Raw genomic sequence first — 20,405 nt, forward strand, 5'->3', positions numbered from 1 at the left:
AACCGTGTAGACCATGATTGCTATAGTCTGTGTAAACCAGAAGTTTATAGTGGCGATCATGGAAACGTTCAGCAGTATCGAATGCTTTGTGCGCAGCGCCGAAGTCGGCAGCTTTGCCGAAGCCGCGCGACGCTTGAGCCTGACCCCGGCGGCGGTCGGCAAGAGCGTGGCGAAACTGGAAGCGCGGCTTGGCGTGCGGCTGTTCCAGCGTAGTACACGCAGCCTGACGTTGACCGAAGCGGGGCAGCTGTTTTTGAGTGAAGTCAGCGCCAGCCTGACCACCATCCAGAATGCCGTAGCCAATCTGGCCAGTGCCGGCGGGCAACCGGCCGGCACGCTGAAAGTCAGCATGGGCACGGTGTTCGGTCGTCTGTATATCGTGCCGCTGCTCGGTGAGTTTCTGCGGCGCTATCCGGCGATCAACCCGGACTGGCATTTCGATAACCGCCAGGTCGACCTGATCGGGCAGGGCTTCGACGCGGCGATTGGCGGCGGCTTTGAACTGCCACAAGGCGTGGTTGCGCGCAGGCTGACACCGGCGCATCGGGTGTTGGTGGCATCGGAGGACTATCTGCAAAAACATGCGCCGATCAGCCATCCCGATGACCTCAAGCAACACGACGGCATTCTGATTCGCTCACCGCAGACCGGGCGCGTGCGTTCCTGGCAACTGACTCACCGCGATCAGCAACACAGTCCGCTGACATTGCGGGCGCGGATGACCATGAGTGATTCCGAGGCTGCCTGTGCAACGGCGATGCAAGGTTTGGGCATTGCGCTGGTGAGCATGCCGTTTGCGGTCGCGTATCTTCACGCAGGGACGTTGCAGCGAGTGCTGCCTGACTGGTTTGTCGATGACGGCAACATTTCGATCTATTACGCCGAGCACAAATTGTTGCCGGGCAAGACCCGGGCGTTTGTGGATTTCGTGATTGAACAGTTTGCTGAGCAGGGACTGGGGCGTCGGTTTAGTGCTATCTGAGCCAGGCATCAAACCGAGTTGCGGCTATCGCGGGCAAGCCCGCTCCCACAAGTTTTGAGTTGTTCACACATCTTGCAAACAACACAAAACCCTGTGGGAGCGGGCTTGCCCGCGATGAACGATAACTCGGTCTATCGAGCAAAGCGCTCCGCCCAACCAACAATGTTCTTCGGCCGTGGCGTCGCATAAGTGCGCACCTTGGACGTCGACAACTTCAAACGCACCAGCGACTCGGCAATCATCACGGCGGCTGTCACGCCATCCACCACCGGCACGCCGGTGCGCCGGCGGATCTGCTCGTCCAGCCCGGCCATGCCGCCGCAGCCCAGGCAAATCACCTCGGCCTTGTCCTGGGTCACCGCCAGTTCGGCCTGCTGCACGATCGCTTCCAGCGCGCGCTGCGGTTCGTGTTCAAGCTCCAAAACCGCCAGACCACTGGCGCGCACCGAGGCACAGCGATCCCACAGACCGGACAATTTCAGCCGATCCTCGATTAGCGGCACGGTGCGATCCAGTGTGGTCACCACCGAGTAGGCATGGCCGAGAAACATCGCGGTGCTGGCCGCCGCGTCAGTGATATCCACCACTGGCACGTTGAGCAGTTCCTGCAAGCCTTCGCGGCCATGTTCGCCGTAGCCGGCCTGGATCACCGCATCGAAGGGTTGATCGTAAGACATCACTCGATCCATCACGGCGATGGCGGCCAGGTAACTTTCGAAATTGCCTTCAATCGATTCGGCGCCGAAGTACGGCGTCAGGCCGACGATTTCGGTACCGGGCGAAGCGACGGCCTGCGCCGAGCGGGCGATGGCGTCGGTGATGGATTCGGTGGTGTTGACGTTGACCACGAGAATACGCATGGAAAATCCTTATTGCGGGCAGTGGTGCGGCCCGAAACCGGGCCGCGAAGGGATCAGTGGCTGACGTTATCCACAGCGATGCACTCGCCGCTGACGTCGGCGTAATGCGTGTGGCGTTTGGCGACGATCAGGTAAAGCATGCCGGCGATACCGGCACCGATCAGCCAGGAGAACGGTGAGACGCTGTGGAAACCGGGCACCAGCGCCAGGATGATGGCGATCAGCGCTGCAGGAATAAACGCCGCCACCGCGCGGAAATTGATGCCGCGGCTGTAGTAATAAGCGCCGTTGGGGTCTTCGCTGTAGAGCTGCGGCACGTTGATCCGGCCTTTGCGGATCAGCCAGTAGTCGACCATGATCACCCCGTACAACGGGCCGAGCAGGGCGCCGAGGCCCGACAGGAAATACACGATCACCAGCGGACTGTTGTAGAGGTTCCACGGCAGGATCAGCACGGCGATGGTCGCGCTGATCAACCCGGCGCGGCGGAAGGTCAGGTACTTCGGCGCCAGGTTGCTGAGGACGAACGCCGGGGCGACGAAGTTGGCCATGATGTTCACCGCAACGGTGACGATCAGAAAAGCCAGGCAGCCGAGCACCAGAAAGAACGTGTTGGGGATTGAAGCGATGATTTCGGTCGGGCTTTCGATGATTCGCCCGTTGATCTGGAACTGCGCGCCACACAGCAACACGGTAATCGCGGCGAATACCAGAATGTTCACCGGCAAGCCCCAGAAATTTCCCACCTTGATGGTTTTGCGGCACGGCGAAGAACGGGCGAAGTCGCAGAAATTGAGGATCAGCGTGCCGTAGATCGCCAGCCACAACGCGCCGCCGGCAAAGATGTTGCGCCACATCTCGCCACCGGTCAGCGGCTCGCGGATCGACCAGGCAATGGTCGCGTTGGCCTGGAAGTACATCCACCCGGCGAGCGCAGCAACGGTCAGCAGAATCACCGGCCCGGCAAATGCCTCGTAACGGCGCACCATCTCCATGCCGTAGGCGAGGATCGCCAGTTGCACCAGCCAGATTGCTACAAAGCACACCCAGCCCAGACTCGACAGGCCCAGAATTGAGTCGTGATCGTATTCGGCAAAGCCGGGATGCACGGCGGTCAGCAGGACGCGGAATACCACCGAGGCGAGGTACGTCTGAATACCGAACCAGGCGATGGCGATAACCGCCCTGATCAATGCAGGAATTTGCGCACCGTGGATGCCAAAACTGATCCGGCTGATCACCGGAAACGGCACCCCGGTTTTCTGCCCCATGTACCCGGACAGGTTCATGAAGAAGTACACCAGCGCCGCGCCGATCCCCAGTGACAAGAGGATTTGCCAGCCGCCCAGACCCAGTGCATACAAGCCGATGGCGAACGAGTAGTTGGCGATGTTGTGCACATCATTCGTCCACAGGGCGAAGATGCTGTACTGGCCCCAGCGCCGGCCTTCGGCTTTGGTCGGCGCCAGATCGCTGTTGTGCAGACGCGGGCTCAGTTGCAGCGGCTCGCTCAGTCCGTCATCGGGTAACGGTTGATCGAGCGTGGAGGAGGGCAGATTCAGCGCGATGTTATTCGAAAGACTTGTACGCATTCCGGCAGGCTCCTGACGTTCACTCCCGCGATGACTGTGCATGAGCGCTCAGGCTCGACAAATCTTCGTCGCGGCGGTGAAAACATCACTGGTTACGGGGCATCTGCAGCCTGTACGGGATAGGGCGCTTCAGGCTTGCGGATCGAAAGTGTGCATGTTTTGCAGTTTTGTATACAAAACATGTATGCGATAAAGCCAGATTTGTGCCAGTTGCGAATCTATAAGCGCCAGGCCTCATTTCGAATAGTTATCAATGCGGGGTAAGTGACTGAAAAACCGGCGATATAAATTGATCGATTGAACAGGTATTTTTTTTGGGGGAGGGATTTTGCAGGGGGCGCACGCAGAGGGGATTCTGCTGGGGGATGTAACTTTTCAGGGCGTAAAAACAGAAAGTGCACACATAAATGGCACCGATGGTGACAACCTTGTGTACACCTTTTGTGTGCCTGGCACATATCAATGTGGGAGCGAGCCTGCTCGCGAATGCGGTGTATCAGGCAACTGAAACGTTGACTGGAACTGCGCTTTCGCGAGCAGGCTCGCTCCCGCAGGTCTTTCTATAAATGGGGGATCAGACCTTGCTCTTGCTGATGATATTCCCCGCGTGCAGTCCGCATTCTTTCTGCGTGGCTTCTTCCCACCACCAGCGGCCCTCGCGCTCGTGCTGGTTCGGCAGCACCGGGCGGGTGCAGGGTTCGCAGCCGATGCTGATGAAACCGCGCTCGTGCAGGCTGTTGTAGGGCAGTTCGAGCATGCGGATGTAACCCCAGATCTCCTCGCTGGTCATCTGCGCCAGCGGGTTGAACTTGTACAGGGTGCGTTCCGGTGTCGAGAAGGCTGTGTCGATTTCCAGCACCGCCACGGCGCTGCGGGTGCCCGGGCTCTGGTCGCGGCGCTGGCCCGTGGCCCACGCTTTGACGTCGGACAGCTTACGGCGCAGCGGCTCGATCTTGCGGATGCCGCAGCATTCGCCGTGGCCGTCCTTGTAGAAACTGAACAGGCCTTTTTCCTTCACGAACGGTTCGAGTTTCGTGTAGTCCGGCGAGACGATTTCTATATCGATCTTGTAATGCTCGCGCACCTGCTCGATGAAACGGTAGGTCTCCGGATGCAGGCGGCCGGTGTCGAGGCTGAAGACTTTGACGTTCTTGTTCAGCTTCCACGCCATGTCCACCAGCACCACGTCCTCGGCGCCGCTGAAAGATATCCACAAGTCATCGCCGAACTCGGCGAAGGCGAGCTTGAGGATGTCCTGGGCGGATTTGTTGGCATAGGTCGTGGCGAGTTCCACGACGTCGAACGTTGGGCTCATCAGGGCGGCTTCCTACAGGTCAATGGCGCTCGGGCGCTCTATAGGGGGCCGATGGTAACAAAAAGCTGCCGCGGCCGGGGCGTCCTCTGCGTTGCGCGCCTCGGGTGCAGACGCTAGAGTTCGGCCTCGCTTGACTCAAATAATCACTATAAACGGGAGTGTCTTGTGGAAATTGCTTGCCTGGATCTTGAAGGGGTACTGGTACCGGAAATCTGGATCGCCTTCGCCGAAAAAACCGGAATCGACTCCCTCAAGGCCACCACTCGGGACATTCCCGATTACGACGTATTGATGAAGCAGCGTTTGCGCATCCTCGATGAGCACGGCCTCAAGCTTGCGGACATTCAGGAAGTGATCGCGACACTGAAACCGCTGGACGGCGCGGTGGAGTTCGTCAACTGGCTGCGCGAGCGTTTCCAGGTGGTGATTCTCTCGGACACCTTTTATGAGTTTTCACAGCCACTGATGCGCCAACTGGGCTTCCCGACCTTGCTTTGCCATCGCTTGATCACTGACGACAGCGGGCGGGTGACCAGCTATCAACTGCGTCAGAAAGATCCCAAGCGCCAGTCGGTGCTGGCGTTCAAGAGCCTGTACTACCGGGTGATCGCGGCGGGGGATTCATACAACGACACGACCATGCTCGGCGAGGCGGATGCGGGAATTCTGTTCCATGCGCCGGACAACGTGATTCGCGAGTTTCCGCAGTTCCCGGCGGTGCATACGTTTGAAGAGCTGAAGCAGGAATTTCTCAAGGCCTCTAATAGAGAGTTGAGTTTGTAGTTGTCTGGAAGGACGTCTTCGCGAGCAGGCTCGCTCCCACAAGAAAATGCATTGATGATCGTTCCCACGCTCTGCGTGGGAATGCCTCAACGGACGCTCCGCGTTCGGCTTTGGATGGGACGCGGAGCGTCCCGGGCTGCATTCCCACGCGGAGCGTGGGAACGATCATTCCTCAGAGGTTTTGCAGGGTTTCCAAGAGAATTCTGACTTTGGTCATCGACTCCTGATACTCCGCCTGCCAGTCCGAATCGGCGACGATCCCGCCGCCGCCCCAGCAGCACACCTGGCCATCTTTGACCAACAGACTGCGAATAGCGATGGAGCTGTCCATCTCGCCGCGCACGTCCAGATACAGCAACGAGCCGCAATACAGACCGCGCCGGGTCGGCTCCAGCTCGTCGATGATCTGCATCGCCCGAATCTTCGGTGCGCCGGTGATTGAGCCGCCGGGGAAGCTGCCGGCGATCAGGTCGAGCGCGTCACGATCCGCCGCCAGTTCACCGGTCACGCTGCTGACCAGATGATGCACATTCGGATAGCTCTCCAGACTGAATAGCTCCGGCACGCGCACCGAGCCGATGCGGCAGGTGCGCCCGAGGTCGTTGCGCAGCAGGTCGACGATCATCAGGTTTTCCGCGCGATCCTTGGGGCTGGCCAGCAGTTCGGCGGCGTTGGCGGCGTCTTCGGCTGGAGTCACGCCGCGAGGGCGAGTCCCCTTGATCGGTCGGGTTTCGACCTGACGCTGGCTGACTCTGACGAAACGTTCCGGTGACAGACTCAGCACCGCGCCGCCGTCGGGCAGGCTCTGGAAACCGGAGAACGGCGTCGGGCAGGCCTGGCGCAATGCGCAATAGGCCAGCCATGGATCGCCCCGACATTCGGCACGGAAGCGTTGCGCAAAGTTGACCTGATAGCAGTCACCAGCCTGGATGTAATCCTGAATACGCTCGAAGGCCTGACGGTAGTCGTCGGCCGAGAGATCAGCGGCCATGGGGGCGTTCAGTTTGAATGGCGCCAGCGCGTCAAATTGAGGCTGAGTGAACAGCGCGACCAATCGCTGCCGTTCACTGTCGACAAGCGAAGGATGAAAGACCAGTTGGCTGGTTTGCGCGTGGTGATCGCTGATCAGCGCCCAGTCATACAGGCCAAAACGCGCATCGGGCAGTTGCAGGTCATCCAGCGCCTGACTCGGCAGGTTTTCCAGATGTCGCCCGAAGTCGTAGCTCAAATAGCCGATCAATCCGCCGGCGAATGGTAATTCATACCCGGCAGGCAACTGAGCTTCGCCCAAGCGGCTGAGGTTGTCGCGCAGGCGCTGGAGGAAATGCGCACCGCTTTCCTCCGGCAACACCGCCAGTTGTTCCAGCGGCCAGGCGCTGAGCAAGTCATAACGGCCGCGTTCGGCGCTCGGCCGGCCGCTGTCGAGCAGCACGGCGCCGGGGGCATTGCGAATGGCCGCGAAGTAGTCGGCGGGATTGGCGCGGTAGGGCAGTGGGTGTACGGAGCAGGTCAACATGGGCGGGGCAGATCGGCCGTTGAGGCGGGGTGGGGATTGTAGTCCTCTGCGCTGCCAGATCAAAGTCAAAAGCCTCCCCCTCACCCCAGCCCTCTCCCCCAAGGGGGCGAGGGGGAAAGGGAGCAGATCGGGGGCTTTTCAAAACTTGGGTTCGGCTCGATATCTTGGGGGAGGGAGCCGATCTTCATGCTTTTCAAAGCTTGAGTTCGACTCAAGACGTTCAGGTTGGCGTACCTCCAACATCCACCTCGGTCAGTCCCCTCTCCCTTTGGGAGAGGGTTAGGGTGAGGGGCTCTTGAGCTTTTAGCCTTCGACAGCAGGAATATGCCCAAACATCTCCTGGGTAAACGCCACCCGCTCTTCAACCGACTCCGTCACGCCCCGCGCCTTCAGCTCTTCCAGCCGCGCTTCAACCGCGTGGGTACGCAAGGTCAGGCCGCAATCGTTGGCGATCTGAATGTTCAGCCCCGGCCGCGCATTCAGCTCGAGGATCAGCGGGCCTTTTTCCTGATCGAGCACCATGTCCACGCCGATATAACCCAGCCCACACAGCTCATAGCAGCCGGCGGCGAGTTTCATGAAACCGTCCCAGTAGGGCAGTTGCACGCCATCCACCGCGTTGGTGGTGTCGGGGTGTTTGGTGATGATGTTGTTCAGCCAGGTGCCGCGCAGCGTAAGGCCGGTGGCCAGATCGACGCCGACGCCAATGGCGCCCTGGTGCAGGTTGGCCTTGCCGCCGGACTGGCGGGTCGGCAGACGCAACATCGCCATCACCGGGTAACCCATCAGCACGATGATGCGGATGTCCGGCACGCCTTCGTAGCTGATGCTTTTGAAGATCTGGTCCGGGGTCACACGGTATTCGATCAGCGCGCGGTCGCGGTGGCCGCCCAGCGAGTACAGGCCGGTGAGGATGCTGGAGATGTGATGTTCCAGCTCCTCGCGGGCGAGGATCTTGCCCGACACCGTGCGATAACGGCCTTCGAAGCGGTCGGCGATGACGATGATGCCGTCGCCACCCGCGCCCTGCGCCGGTTTGATCACGAAGTCGCTGCGCCCGCCGATGATCTCGTCGAGCTTGTCGATTTCCTTCTCGGTGGAGATCACCCCGTACAGCTCCGGCACATGAATGCCGGCGGCGATGGCGCGTTCCTTGGTGAGGATCTTGTCATCGACGATCGGGTACAGGCTGCGCTTGTTGTACTTGAGCACGTAGTCCGCGTTTCGGCGGTTGATGCCCATGATGCCGCGCGCCTCGAGGGCCTTCCAGGTCTTCCAGAAACCGAACATCAGGCGTCAGCCTTCTTCAGGAAGGCCTTGAAACGTACCAGTTCGGTCAGGCGGTAGCCGCGATAGCGACCCATCGCCAGCATGAAACCGACCAGAATCAGCAGGATCGCCGGGAAGGTAAATACGAAGTACACCAGCTCCGGCACGGTCATGATCAGGTGCGCCAGGGAGGCGGCGAACAGCGTGCCGATGGCGACTTTCAGCGCATGGTTGGCGCCGCGTTCTTCCCAGGTGATCGACAGACGTTCGATGGTCATGGTCAGAATCACCATCGGGAACAGCGCCACCGACAAGCCACGCTCAAGGCCAAGCTTGTGGCTGAACAGACTGATCGCCGCAATCAACACCACGACGAAGGTCAGCACCACCGACAGGCGCGGCAGCATTTGCAGCTTCAGATGTTCGAGATACGAGCGCAGCGACAGGCCCAGCGCGGTGATCACCGTGAACAGCAGAATGCCGAAGCCCAGCTGCGTTTCGCGGAAGGCGAGGGCGATCAGCACCGGGGTGAATGTGCCGAGGGTCTGCAGGCCGATCAGGTTGCGCAGGATCAGGATCACCAGCACGCCGATCGGGATCATCACCATGATCATGAAGGTTTGCTGGGTCTGCAGCGGCAAGCCGTACAGCGAATAATCGAGGAAGTTGGCGTCGGTGTTTTCGTCGGTCAGCTTGGCCAGACGAATCGCGTTCATCTCGCTGTTGTTCAGGCTGAAGGTCACGTTGGCTTTCTTGCCGCCGTCGACGGTGATCAGGTTTTCGTCACCGGTCCACCACAGCAGGCGGTCGGTTGGCAGGCCTTGCTCACCGGTTTCCGGGTTGAAGTACAGCCAGTCGTTGCCGTTGAAGCTGCGCAGCCACAGTTCGGGAGTCTGGGGCTGATCGGCGACGAGGCGGATGGTGTGGACTTTTTCTACCGGAACGTGGGCAATCGACAGCAGCAGTTCGACGATCTTGGCTTTGTGCGAAGTCGACGGATCGCCGGCCAGCAGCAATTTGACGTTGTCGTCGTTGACGTTGTTGACGCGCTTGATCGCCTCGCCAATAAAGGTTTCGACGTCGGCCGAATGTTGGCGGATCGGCGCGAGCAGGGCTTCGGCGGCGATTTTTTCCGGGCCTTCGATGACCATGCTGTCACGGAAGGTCGGGCCTTTGACCTTGGATTTTTCCGCGGTGTAGCGCTTGGTCAGCACCAGACGGTAATACAGCGTCTGGTTGCCCTTGGCGCGACGGGCCGACCAGGTCACCTTGCGGTTGCCGTCGATGCGGTTGACCGCGACGCCGTAGTTATTGGAAATGAAGCTTTCGTTGAGGCTCACGTAATCGCGGCTCAACGGCGGCACGAACATCTGGATCTTCACCGGATCCTTGGTGCTGGCGACGAACTCGACCTTGGCGTCGATGTTCCACAAGTCGTCGGTGGCGTCTTCGGTCACCGGGATGCCGAGCACGAAAATCTGATAGGCCGTAACCGAAACGCCCAGCAGCACCAGCACGGCGATCAGGATTTTCAGGTGGAAGGTTAGAGAACGCATGGAAATTACTCGGCGGTGTGAGCGGCGATGGTGCAGGCAGGTTTGCCCGCAGCGTATTTAAGACTGGGGTCGACCAGCGCGTCGAAGCGTTTCAGCGCCTCGGAGCCGATCAAAAGCGGATATTGGAACGCACTTCGGTCGGTGAGGTTCACTTCTATGCTGCGCAATGCCGAACCCATGCAGATATCCAGCTCGATAACCGGACGGGCGGTGTACTGCTTGCCTTCTTCCGGATCGTAATCGCCGGCGCGGCGCTTGATCTTGCTGACGCGAGCCAGTGGCCGTTCGATGGGGTGCGAATGCGCGGTGTCGATGGCCAGGTAGAAGCGTACCCAGGATTCACCGTTGCGTTTGAAGCGTTTGATGTCGCGGGCACTCAGCGAGGCGGTTTTCGCCCCGGTGTCGAGTTTGGCCGCAACTTCGAGATTGATGCCGTCAAGCGAAGCGTATTCGTTGAGGCCGTACACGGTTTTTCCCCCGCGGCGGCGAGGCCGGGCAGGCAAAACAGAGCAAAAAAGGTGGGGAAAGGCTTGAGTCTCATAAATCCTGGTGCGCAGCGTTCCGTTATCGGTTCAGGTGCTCGCACAACCGTGCGCAAGCCCCCGCGTGTGCCTGGCAGCTTTTTATGGCAAGCCGTACAAAAGACCCGCAAATGCGGGCGGCATTCTAGCACGGTGGTTTTATGGCGCCAGCGCTTGCGCCGACCCAAAACCTGCAAGGGGTGCCACCCTTGTGGGAGCGAGCCTGCTCGCGAATGCGCTGTGTCATTCGATGCAGAAGCCGACTGACCTGCCGCCTTCGCGAGCAGGCTCGCTCCCACAGTAATAGATGATCGATTGGCAGCGGTTATTAGACGATTGTCGACAATACCTATTTATCCTTTGACTCATCGGGCCAGATTGGCTAGTTTTTGCCGCATTGGATTTAAAGGTGTCGACAATCATGCTGGATCAACTCGATCCCCCGGTCATCAGTGGCGACGATTCCGAGACGCTGTCGGAAAACGTCTTCCGGCGTATCCAGGCCGCAATCGTCAAAGGCGAAATCGCCCCGGGCAGCAAGATCTCCGAGCCGGAGCTGGCGCGCACCTATGGCATCAGCCGGGGGCCGCTGCGTGAGGCGATCCATCGTCTGGAAGGGCAGCGCTTGCTGGTGCGCGTGCCGCACGTCGGTGCGCGGGTGGTCTCGCTCAGCCATGCCGAATTGATCGAACTCTATGAAATCCGTGAATCCCTTGAAGGCATGGCCTGCCGCCTCGCCGCCGAGCGCATGAGCGTCGAGGAAATCGACGAACTGCGCCGGGTCCTGGAAACCCACGAGCGCGATGCGGCGTTTCAGGCCGGCGTCGGTTACTACCAGCAGGAAGGCGATTTCGACTTTCATTACCGGATCATCCAGGGCAGCGGCAATCGCACGCTGACGCAGATGCTCTGCGGCGAGCTGTATCAACTGGTGCGCATGTACCGCATCCAGTTTTCCACCACGCCGAACCGCCCGCACCAAGCCTTCGCCGAACACCACCGCATTCTCGATGCCATCGCCGACCGTGACGGCGAACTCGCGGAATTGTTGATGCGCCGCCACATCGGCGCCTCGAAACGCAACATCGCCCGTCACTACGAGGACGGCGCCCACAACAAGACAGCCACTGAACGAGGTGATGCATGACTTCCAACCTGAACACGCCGGGCCAGCGCTTCCGCGATGCGGTCGCCAGCGAGCATCCTTTGCAAGTGGTCGGCGCGATCAACGCCAACCACGCGCTGCTGGCCAAACGCGCCGGTTTCAAGGCGATCTACCTGTCCGGTGGCGGTGTAGCCGCAGGATCTCTGGGCGTGCCGGACCTGGGCATCACCGGGCTGGACGACGTGCTGACCGACGTGCGCCGCATCACTGATGTCTGCGACCTGCCGCTGCTGGTGGATGTCGACACCGGTTTCGGCTCGTCGGCGTTCAACGTCGCGCGTACGGTCAAGTCGATGATCAAGTTCGGCGCGGCGGCGATTCACATTGAGGATCAGGTTGGCGCCAAGCGCTGCGGCCATCGCCCGAATAAAGAAATTGTCAGCCAACAGGAAATGGTCGATCGCATCAAAGCCGCCGTCGATGCGCGCACCGACGACAGCTTCGTGATCATGGCGCGCACCGATGCGCTGGCGGTGGAAGGTCTGGAATCGGCACTCGATCGTGCGGCGGCGTGCATCGAGGCCGGCGCTGACATGATTTTCCCTGAGGCGATTACCGAGCTGGACATGTACAAGCTGTTCGCCAACCGCGTGAAAGCGCCGATCCTGGCCAACATCACCGAGTTCGGCGCAACGCCGCTGTACACCACCGAACAACTGGCCGGCGCCGACGTTTCTCTGGTGCTGTATCCGCTGTCGGCATTCCGCGCGATGAACAAGGCGGCGGAAAATGTCTACACGGCGATCCGCCGCGATGGCACGCAACAGAATGTAATCGACACCATGCAGACTCGCATGGAGCTCTACGATCGTATCGATTACCACACGTTCGAGCAGAAGCTCGATGCGTTGTTTGCACAGAAGAAAGGCTGAACAAAACCCTGTGGGAGCGAGCCTGCTCGCGAAGACGGACTGACATCCAACATTGATGTCGACTGATCCAGCGCTTTCGCGAGCAGGCTCGCTCCCACAAGTTTTCCCCATACAAATTCAAGAAGATTGGAGAACACAATGGCCGAAGCAAAAGTACTCAGTGGCGCCGGGCTCCGTGGCCAGGTAGCCGGGCAAACCGCACTGTCCACCGTGGGCCAGGCCGGAGCCGGGCTGACCTATCGCGGCTACGACGTGCGTGAACTGGCCGCCGACGCGCAATTTGAAGAAGTCGCGTATCTGCTGCTGTACGGCGAACTGCCGACCAAAGCGCAACTGGCCGACTATCAAAGCAAACTGAGCAAGCTGCGCGACCTGCCGCAAGCGCTCAAGGAAGTGCTTGAGCGCATCCCGGCTGACGCGCATCCGATGGACGTCATGCGTACCGGTTGCTCATTCCTCGGCAACATCGAACCGGAGAAGGACTTCGCCGAACAGCGCGACAAGACCGACCGCCTGCTCGCCGCTTTCCCGGCGATCATGTGCTACTGGTATCGCTTCAGCCACGACGGCAAGCGCATCGACTGCGTCAGCGACGAGCCGACCATTGGCGGCCACTTCCTGCATTTGCTGCACGGCAAGAAACCGAGCGAACTGCACGTCAAAGTCATGAACGTGTCGCTGATCCTCTACGCCGAACACGAATTCAATGCCTCAACCTTCACCGCGCGAGTTTGCGCCTCGACCCTTTCCGATCTGTACTCGTGCGTGACGGCGGCGATCGGCTCGCTGCGTGGCCCGTTGCACGGCGGCGCCAACGAAGCGGCGATGGAAATGATCGAGCGCTTCTCGTCGCCGGAAGAGGCGATCAAAGGCACCCTCGGCATGCTCGAGCGCAAGGACAAGATCATGGGCTTCGGCCACGCGATCTATAAGGACAGCGACCCGCGCAACGAGGTGATCAAGGGCTGGGCGAAAAAACTCGCGGACGAGGTCGGCGACAAGGTGTTGTTCCCCGTCTCCGAAGCCATCGACAAGACCATGTGGGAGCAGAAGAAACTGTTCCCGAATGCCGACTTCTACCATGCCTCGGCGTACCACTTCATGGGCATCCCGACCAAGCTGTTCACGCCGATCTTCGTCTGCTCGCGCCTGACCGGCTGGGCCGCGCACGTGTTCGAACAACGCGCCAACAACCGCATCATCCGCCCGAGCGCCGAGTACACCGGCGTCGAACAGCGCAAGTTCGTGCCAATCGAACGTCGCTGAAATGGTGGGCTGACCCGGAACCAGAGAACACCGCTAGACCCTGTGGGAGCGAGCCTGCTCGCGAAGACGGACTGACATTCAACATTGATGTCGACTGATATACCGCTTTCGCGAGCAGGCTCGCTCCCACAGTGGACGGTGTGTAACTCAGGTTTCTGGCCCACCCTTTGCAACCACCGTGACCCGAGTCCTGACCCGATGAACACAGAATTCCGCAAGAACCTGCCCGGCACGCCGCTGGATTACTTCGACACCCGCGCGGCGGTCGAGGCGATTGCGCCTGGCAGCTACGACACCCTGCCGTACACCTCCCGCGTGCTGGCGGAAAACCTCGTGCGTCGCTGCGACCCGGCCACGCTTACCGATTCGCTCAAGCAACTGATCGAACGCAAGCGCGACCTCGATTTTCCGTGGTTCCCGGCGCGGGTGGTCTGCCATGACATCCTCGGCCAGACCGCGCTGGTCGACCTCGCCGGTCTGCGTGACGCCATCGCTTTGCAGGGTGGTGACCCGGCGCAGGTCAACCCGGTGGTGCCGACGCAATTGATCGTCGACCACTCGCTGGCCGTCGAGGCGGGCGGTTTCGATGCCCAGGCCTTCGAGAAGAACCGCGCCATCGAAGATCGCCGCAACGAAGACCGTTTCCACTTCATCAACTGGACCAAAAAGGCCTTCAAGAACGTCGATGTGATCCCGCCGGGCAACGGCATCATGCACCAGATCAACCTGGAGAAAATGTCCCCGGTGATTCAGGTGCGCGAAGGCGTGGCGTTCCCCGACACCTGCGTCGGCACCGACAGCCACACGCCGCACGTCGATGCGCTGGGTGTGATTGCCATCGGCGTCGGCGGCCTCGAAGCCGAGAGCGTGATGCTCGGTCGCGCGTCGTGGATGCGCCTGCCGGAAAGCGTTGGCGTCGAACTGACCGGCAAGTTGCAACCGGGCATCACCGCCACCGACATGGTCCTGGCTTTGACCGAGTACCTGCGTAAACAGAAAGTCGTCGGCGCGTGGCTGGAATTCTTCGGTGAAGGTGCAGCGGCGCTGACCCTCGGCGACCGCGCGACCATCTCCAACATGGCCCCGGAATACGGCGCCACGGCGGCGATGTTCTACATCGACCAGCAGACCATCGATTACCTGAAACTGACCGGTCGTGAAGACCAGCAAGTGCAACTGGTCGAGCAATACGCCAAGTTGACCGGCCTCTGGGCTGACAGCCTCAAAGGTGCGCAATACGAGCGCGGCCTGACCTTCGATTTGTCCTCGGTGGTGCGCAACATGGCCGGCCCGAGCAACCCGCACGCCCGCGTCGCGGTGTCCGATCTGGCGGCCAAAGGCATCTCCGGCCAGTGGGATGACGTGCCGGGGCAAATGCCCGACGGCGCGGTGATCATCGCCGCGATCACCAGTTGCACCAACACCAGCAACCCGCGCAACGTCATCGCCGCCGGCCTGTTGGCGCGCAATGCCAACAAGCTCGGTCTGACCCGCAAGCCATGGGTCAAATCCTCGCTGGCGCCGGGCTCGAAAACCGTGGCGCTGTACCTCGATGAAGCGGGGCTGACCACTGAACTTGAACAGCTCGGCTTCGGCGTCGTCGCGTTTGCCTGCACCACTTGCAATGGCATGTCCGGCGCGCTCGATCCGCTGATCCAGCAAGAGATCATCGACCGCGATCTGTACGCAACCGCGGTGCTTTCCGGCAACCGCAACTTCGACGGCCGCATTCACCCGTACGCCAAACAGGCATTCCTTGCTTCGCCGCCGCTGGTGGTTGCCTACGCGATCGCCGGGACCATCCGTTTCGATATCGAGAAGGATGTGCTGGGCGTGGTCGATGGCCGGGAAATCCGCCTCAAGGACATCTGGCCGAGCGACGAAGAAATCGATGCGGTGGTGAAGTCTTCGGTCAAGCCTGAGCAGTTCCGTCAGGTCTATATTCCGATGTTCGCCGTGCATGAAGACACCGGGCCGAAAGTCGCGCCGCTGTACGACTGGCGCGAGATGAGCACCTACATCCGCCGTCCGCCGTACTGGGAAGGCGCACTGGCCGGCGCCCGTCCATTGAAGGGCATGCGCCCGCTGGCGGTGCTGCCGGACAACATCACCACTGATCACCTGTCGCCATCGAACGCGATCATGCTCGACAGCGCCGCCGGCGAATACCTGGCGAAAATGGGCCTGCCGGAAGAGGACTTCAACTCTTACGCCACCCACCGTGGCGACCACCTGACCGCCCAGCGCGCGACCTTCGCCAATCCGAAGCTGTTCAACGAAATGGTCGTGGAAAACGGCAAGGTCAAGCAGGGTTCGCTGGCGCGTGTCGAGCCGGAAGGCCAGGTCATGCGCATGTGGGAAGCCATCGAAACCTACATGCAGCGCAAGCAGCCGCTGATCATCATCGCTGGTGCCGACTACGGTCAGGGTTCGTCCCGCGACTGGGCGGCGAAAGGCGTGCGCCTGGCCGGCGTCGAGGCGATTGCCGCTGAAGGTTTCGAGCGCATTCACCGCACCAACCTGGTGGGCATGGGCGTGTTGCCGCTGGAATTCAAACCTGGCACCAACCGCCACACTCTGGCCATCGATGGCAGCGAAACCTACGACGTGATCGGCGAGCGCAAGCCGCGTGCGGATCTTACGCTGGTGATCAATCGCAAGAATGGCGAGCGTGTCGAAGTGCCGGTGACCTGCCGTCTCGATACCGCTGAAGAAGTGTCGATCTACGAGGCCGGCGGCGTGTTGCAGCGCTTCGCGCAGGACTTCCTCGAAGGCTCGGCGGTCGCCGTTTAAATCAACTTGTGGGCATGGGATTTTCAAGTCCCATGCCTTCGGTAAGGAGCACCATGGCTCACGCACCACAAATAAAAATCCCTGCGACTTACATGCGCGGCGGCACCAGCAAAGGCGTGTTCTTCAGCCTCAAGGATCTGCCCGAAGCAGCGCAGGTCCCAGGACCGGCGCGCGACGCTTTGTTGCTGCGAGTGATCGGCAGCCCCGATCCCTACGACAAGCAAATCGACGGCATGGGCGGCGCGACGTCGAGCACCAGCAAAACCGTGATCCTGTCGAAAAGCACCCGCGCCGATCACGACGTCGATTACCTGTTCGGCCAAGTGTCGATCGACAAGCCGTTCGTCGACTGGAGCGGCAACTGCGGCAACCTCTCGGCGGCGGTCGGTTCGTTCGCCATCAGCAACGGTCTGGTCGACGCCAGCCGCATTCCGCACAACGGCGTGGCGGTGGTGCGCGTGTGGCAGGCCAACATCGGTAAGACCATCGTCGCCCACGTGCCGATCACCAACGGCGAAGTGCAGGAAACCGGTGATTTCGAACTCGACGGCGTGACCTTTCCGGCGGCCGAAGTGCAGGTCGAATTCATGGATCCGGCGGCGGAAGAAGAGGGCGGCGGTGGTTCGATGTTCCCCACCGGCAATCTGGTCGATGAGCTTGAGGTCCCGGGTGTCGGCACGTTCAAGGCGACCATGATCAACGCCGGGATCCCGACGATATTCGTCAACGCCGAAGACATCGGCTACACCGGCACCGAACTGCAAGGTGCGATCAACGGCGATCCGAAAGCGCTACTGATGTTCGAGACCATTCGTGCTTACGGTGCGTTGCGCATGGGCCTGATCGCCAATCTGGAAGAAGCCGCCAAGCGGCAGCACACGCCGAAAGTCGCATTCGTCGCCAAGCCTGCGGATTACGTAGCGTCGAGTGGAAAAGCGATTGCCGCTGGTGATGTCGATCTGCTGGTGCGCGCGTTGTCGATGGGCAAGCTGCACCACGCCATGATGGGCACGGCGGCAGTGGCGATCGGCACGGCGGCAGCGATTTCCGGCACGTTGGTCAATCTTGCTGCCGGCGGCGTCGAGCGCAATGCCGTGCGCTTTGGACATCCGTCCGGGACGTTGCGCGTGGGCGCCGAGGCGACGCTGGAGAATGGCGAATGGGTGGTGAAGAAAGCCATCATGAGTCGCAGTGCGCGGGTGCTCATGGAAGGCTATGTCCGCGTGCCCGGAGATTCTTTCTGACTTAACACAAAACCAGGTAGGAGCTGCCGAAGGCTGCGATCTTTTGATCTTGATCGCGAATAACAAAATCAAAAGATCGCAGCCTTCGGCAGCTCCTACAGGAGTGAATCGAACATGAGCGCCAACGTCGACCTGAACAACCGCCCCGATTACGACGCAGTTCTGCAGGACATCGCCGACTACGTCCTCACCTTCAAGCCCGAATCCGCCGAAGCGCTGAACACCGCGCGCAACTGCCTGATCGACACGCTGGGCTGCGGTCTGCTGGCTCTGCGTTTTCCCGAATGCACGAAACATCTCGGCCCGATCGTCGAGGGCACGGTGGTACCGTTCGGCGCACGAGTGCCGGGCACCAGTTATCGCCTCGATCCGGTCAAGGCCGCGTGGGACATCGGCTGTATCGTCCGTTGGCTCGATTACAACGACACCTGGCTTGCCGCCGAATGGGGACATCCATCGGACAACCTCGGTGCCATCCTCGCCGTAGCCGATCACCTGTCGCAGAAACGCGTCGCCCACGGTGAGGCGCCGCTGACGGTTCGTGATGTGCTGGAAGCGATGATCATGGCCCACGAGATTCAAGGCGTGATCGCTCTGGAAAACTCCTTCAACCGGGTTGGACTCGACCACGTCATTCTGGTGAAAGTCGCCTCGACCGCCGTCAGCGCCAGACTGATGGGTGCCAATCGCGAGCAGATGCTGTCGGCGCTGTCCCATGCCTTCGCCGACGGTCAGGCGCTGCGCACCTATCGTCACGCACCCAATGCCGGCTCGCGCAAATCCTGGGCGGCGGGGGATGCGGCGAGTCGCGGCGTGCGCCTGGCCGACATCGCCATGCGCGGCGAGATGGGCATTCCCGGAGTTTTGAGCGCGAAGCAGTGGGGCTTCTATGACGTTTCGTTCAGCCACACCAACAACGATCTGGCGCTGAAACCCGCGGACAAACGCGCTTTCAGCTTCTCCCGGCCGTTCGGCAGTTACGTGATGGAAAACGTGCTGTTCAAGATCAGTTTCCCCGCCGAATTCCATGCGCAGACGGCGTGCGAGGCGGCGGTGACCCTGCATCCGCAGGTGCGCAATCGCCTGCACGAGATCGACCGCATTGTCATCACCACCCATGAATCGGCGATCCGCATAATTTCCAAGGTCGGCCCGCTCGCCAACGCCGCCGACCGCGATCATTGCCTGCAATACATGACCGCCGTGCCGCTGGCATTCGGCAATCTGGTGGCTGAGCACTACGAAGACGACTTCCACAAGGCGCATCCGATCATCGATGTGCTGCGCGAAAAAATGCTCATCGTTGAAGAACCGCGCTTCACTCGCGAATACCTTGAGCCCGACAAACGCTCGATTGCCAACGCCGTGCAGGTGTTTTTCAAGGACGGCAGCAGCACCGACAACGTCGTGGTGGAGTACCCGATCGGCCATCGCCGCCGCCGCGCCGAGGGCATTCCGTTGCTGGAGGACAAGTTCAAGGCCAACCTGGCCACGCGGTTTGCCGGGCAGCGTTGCGCTGAGATATTTGCGCTCTGTGAGGATCAGGCGCGGCTGGAAGCCACAGCGGTGAATCGATTCATCGACCTGTTTGTGATCTGACAGACCGCGTTATCGTTCTTCGCGAGCAGGCTCGCTCCCACAGTCGTTACGATGCAGGTCCACTGTGGGAGCGAGCCTGCTCGCGAAGGCGCCAGATCAGGCAACGCCGGACTACTTGAATCGCCGCTCAACGCCTTTTTCCACGAGAATCTTCGCCGAAATCTCTTCCACCGAGAAATGCGTGGAATTGATATGCGGAATGTTCTCGCGGCGGAACAGGTTCTCCACTTCGCGCACTTCGAATTCGCACTGGGCGTAGCTCGAATAACGGCTGTTGGGCTTGCGCTCGTTGCGGATCGCGGTCAAGCGGTCCGGGTCGATGGTCAGGCCGAACAGCTTGTGCTGATGGGCGCGCAGGGCCGTCGGCAGGGTCAGGCGCTCCATGTCGTCTTCGGTCAGCGGATAGTTGGCCGCGCGGATACCGAACTGCATGGCCATGTACAGACACGTCGGCGTTTTGCCGCATCGCGACACGCCCACTAGTATCAGATCGGCTTTGTCGTAATAGTGGGTGCGCGCGCCGTCATCGTTGTCGAGAGCGAAGTTCACCGCCTCGATGCGCTCCATGTAATTGGAGTTGTGCCCGATGGAATGGGACTTGCCGACGGTGTAGGAAGAGTGCTCGGTAAGCTCCTGTTCGAGCGGCGCGAGGAAGGTCGAGAAAATGTCGATCATGAAACCATTGGACGTTGCGAGAATCTCACGAATGTCCTGATTGACGATGGTGTCGAAGATGATCGGCCGAAAGCCGTCGGTTTCAGCGGCTTTGTTGATTTGTTGTACCATGGCCCGCGCTTTTTCCACGCTGTCGATGTAGGGCCGCGTGAATTTGCTGAAGGTAATGTTTTCGAACTGCGCCAGCAGGCTTTGACCCAGGGTTTCGGCGGTAATGCCGGTGCCATCGGAGATGAAGAAAGCAGATCGTTTCATTTGCACCTTGGGCCTTAAGCTAGTAACGAATCTTGGATATGATAGGCGCGATTTGCCGGCCGCCATTGGCCCGCATTCTCACTTATTTTCCAGGTCCAGGCCATACAACCGGCCAAGGCTCCCCCGGGCCGCCGGTTTCTGA

The 20,405-nt window shown here is 60.5% G+C and carries 15 protein-coding genes and 1 pseudogene; 8 read left to right on the forward strand and 8 right to left on the reverse strand.

The window, feature by feature from the left end; genetic code table 11:
- Nucleotides 1-58 precede the first annotated feature (58 nt).
- A complete protein-coding gene (locus tag AB4N41_RS17480; RefSeq protein WP_252877755.1) occupies nucleotides 59-982 on the forward strand; it encodes a LysR family transcriptional regulator in 924 nt (307 codons plus the stop codon).
- Nucleotides 983-1,113: 131 nt separating this feature from the next.
- Here AB4N41_RS17480 and AB4N41_RS17485 read toward each other — a convergent pair whose 3' ends face one another.
- From AB4N41_RS17485 to AB4N41_RS17495, 3 genes are all read right to left on the reverse strand, one after another.
- Nucleotides 1,114-1,842, reverse strand: a complete 729-nt coding sequence (locus AB4N41_RS17485) for an aspartate/glutamate racemase family protein (protein ID WP_095180831.1) — start codon at nucleotides 1,840-1,842, stop codon at nucleotides 1,114-1,116.
- Between the two features lie 53 nt (nucleotides 1,843-1,895).
- Entirely contained in the window at nucleotides 1,896-3,434 is a 1,539-nt protein-coding gene (locus AB4N41_RS17490; protein WP_150635875.1) for an NCS1 family nucleobase:cation symporter-1, read from the reverse strand.
- A gap of 574 nt (nucleotides 3,435-4,008) precedes the next feature.
- Nucleotides 4,009-4,749, reverse strand: a complete 741-nt coding sequence (locus tag AB4N41_RS17495; RefSeq protein WP_041479156.1) for a phosphoadenylyl-sulfate reductase — start codon at nucleotides 4,747-4,749, stop codon at nucleotides 4,009-4,011.
- A 165-nt stretch (nucleotides 4,750-4,914) separates the two neighbouring features.
- On the opposite strand from AB4N41_RS17495, the gene thrH reads away from it, so the two are divergent.
- Entirely contained in the window at nucleotides 4,915-5,532 is a 618-nt protein-coding gene (gene thrH, locus AB4N41_RS17500; RefSeq protein ID WP_252877756.1) for a bifunctional phosphoserine phosphatase/homoserine phosphotransferase ThrH, read from the forward strand.
- A gap of 172 nt (nucleotides 5,533-5,704) precedes the next feature.
- Here thrH and pabB read toward each other — a convergent pair whose 3' ends face one another.
- The 4 genes and pseudogenes from pabB to rloA all read right to left on the reverse strand — a co-directional run bounded on the left by pabB (nucleotide 5,705) and on the right by rloA (nucleotide 10,414).
- Complete coding sequence (gene pabB, locus AB4N41_RS17505) at nucleotides 5,705-7,048, reverse strand: aminodeoxychorismate synthase component I (protein WP_252877757.1); 1,344 nt, start codon at nucleotides 7,046-7,048, stop codon at nucleotides 5,705-5,707.
- Between the two features lie 303 nt (nucleotides 7,049-7,351).
- Complete coding sequence (locus AB4N41_RS17510; protein ID WP_252877758.1) at nucleotides 7,352-8,338, reverse strand: alpha-L-glutamate ligase-like protein; 987 nt, start codon at nucleotides 8,336-8,338, stop codon at nucleotides 7,352-7,354.
- Nucleotides 8,338-9,873 (reverse strand): osmotic stress tolerance membrane protein RloB, encoded by a 1,536-nt coding sequence (rloB, locus tag AB4N41_RS17515; RefSeq protein WP_016773818.1) that lies wholly within the window; start codon nucleotides 9,871-9,873, stop codon nucleotides 8,338-8,340. The genes AB4N41_RS17510 and rloB overlap by 1 nt, the downstream gene beginning before the upstream one ends.
- Before the next feature lie 5 nt (nucleotides 9,874-9,878).
- Nucleotides 9,879-10,414 (reverse strand): annotated as a pseudogene (rloA, locus tag AB4N41_RS17520) (retropepsin-like aspartic peptidase RloA).
- Nucleotides 10,415-10,818: 404 nt separating this feature from the next.
- Between rloA and AB4N41_RS17525 the strand changes: the two are divergent.
- The 6 genes from AB4N41_RS17525 (at nucleotide 10,819) to prpD (ending at nucleotide 19,333) form a co-directional block, all read left to right on the forward strand.
- Nucleotides 10,819-11,541, forward strand: coding sequence for a GntR family transcriptional regulator (locus tag AB4N41_RS17525; RefSeq protein WP_177180867.1), 723 nt, complete (start codon nucleotides 10,819-10,821; stop codon nucleotides 11,539-11,541).
- Nucleotides 11,538-12,431 carry a methylisocitrate lyase gene (prpB, locus tag AB4N41_RS17530; protein ID WP_024012298.1) on the forward strand — a complete coding sequence of 298 codons (894 nt, stop codon included), beginning with the start codon at nucleotides 11,538-11,540 and terminating at the stop codon, nucleotides 12,429-12,431. The genes AB4N41_RS17525 and prpB overlap by 4 nt, the downstream gene beginning before the upstream one ends.
- 138 nt (nucleotides 12,432-12,569) lie before the next feature.
- Nucleotides 12,570-13,697, forward strand: a complete 1,128-nt coding sequence (gene prpC / locus AB4N41_RS17535; protein WP_252869074.1) for a bifunctional 2-methylcitrate synthase/citrate synthase — start codon at nucleotides 12,570-12,572, stop codon at nucleotides 13,695-13,697.
- A gap of 198 nt (nucleotides 13,698-13,895) precedes the next feature.
- Entirely contained in the window at nucleotides 13,896-16,490 is a 2,595-nt protein-coding gene (gene acnD / locus AB4N41_RS17540) for a Fe/S-dependent 2-methylisocitrate dehydratase AcnD (RefSeq protein ID WP_016773823.1), read from the forward strand.
- Nucleotides 16,491-16,543: 53 nt separating this feature from the next.
- Nucleotides 16,544-17,734, forward strand: coding sequence for a 2-methylaconitate cis-trans isomerase PrpF (prpF, locus tag AB4N41_RS17545; protein ID WP_252877759.1), 1,191 nt, complete (start codon nucleotides 16,544-16,546; stop codon nucleotides 17,732-17,734).
- 114 nt (nucleotides 17,735-17,848) lie between these two features.
- On the forward strand, nucleotides 17,849-19,333 hold the full coding sequence (prpD, locus tag AB4N41_RS17550; RefSeq protein ID WP_252877760.1) for a 2-methylcitrate dehydratase: 1,485 nt from the start codon (nucleotides 17,849-17,851) through the stop codon (nucleotides 19,331-19,333).
- A 111-nt stretch (nucleotides 19,334-19,444) separates the two neighbouring features.
- Here the strand turns inward: prpD and ppsR are convergent, their stop codons facing one another.
- A complete protein-coding gene (gene ppsR, locus AB4N41_RS17555) occupies nucleotides 19,445-20,263 on the reverse strand; it encodes a posphoenolpyruvate synthetase regulatory kinase/phosphorylase PpsR (protein ID WP_016773826.1) in 819 nt (272 codons plus the stop codon).
- Nucleotides 20,264-20,405 lie beyond the last annotated feature (142 nt).

Source organism: Pseudomonas sp. S2_A10, from assembly GCF_054668465.1.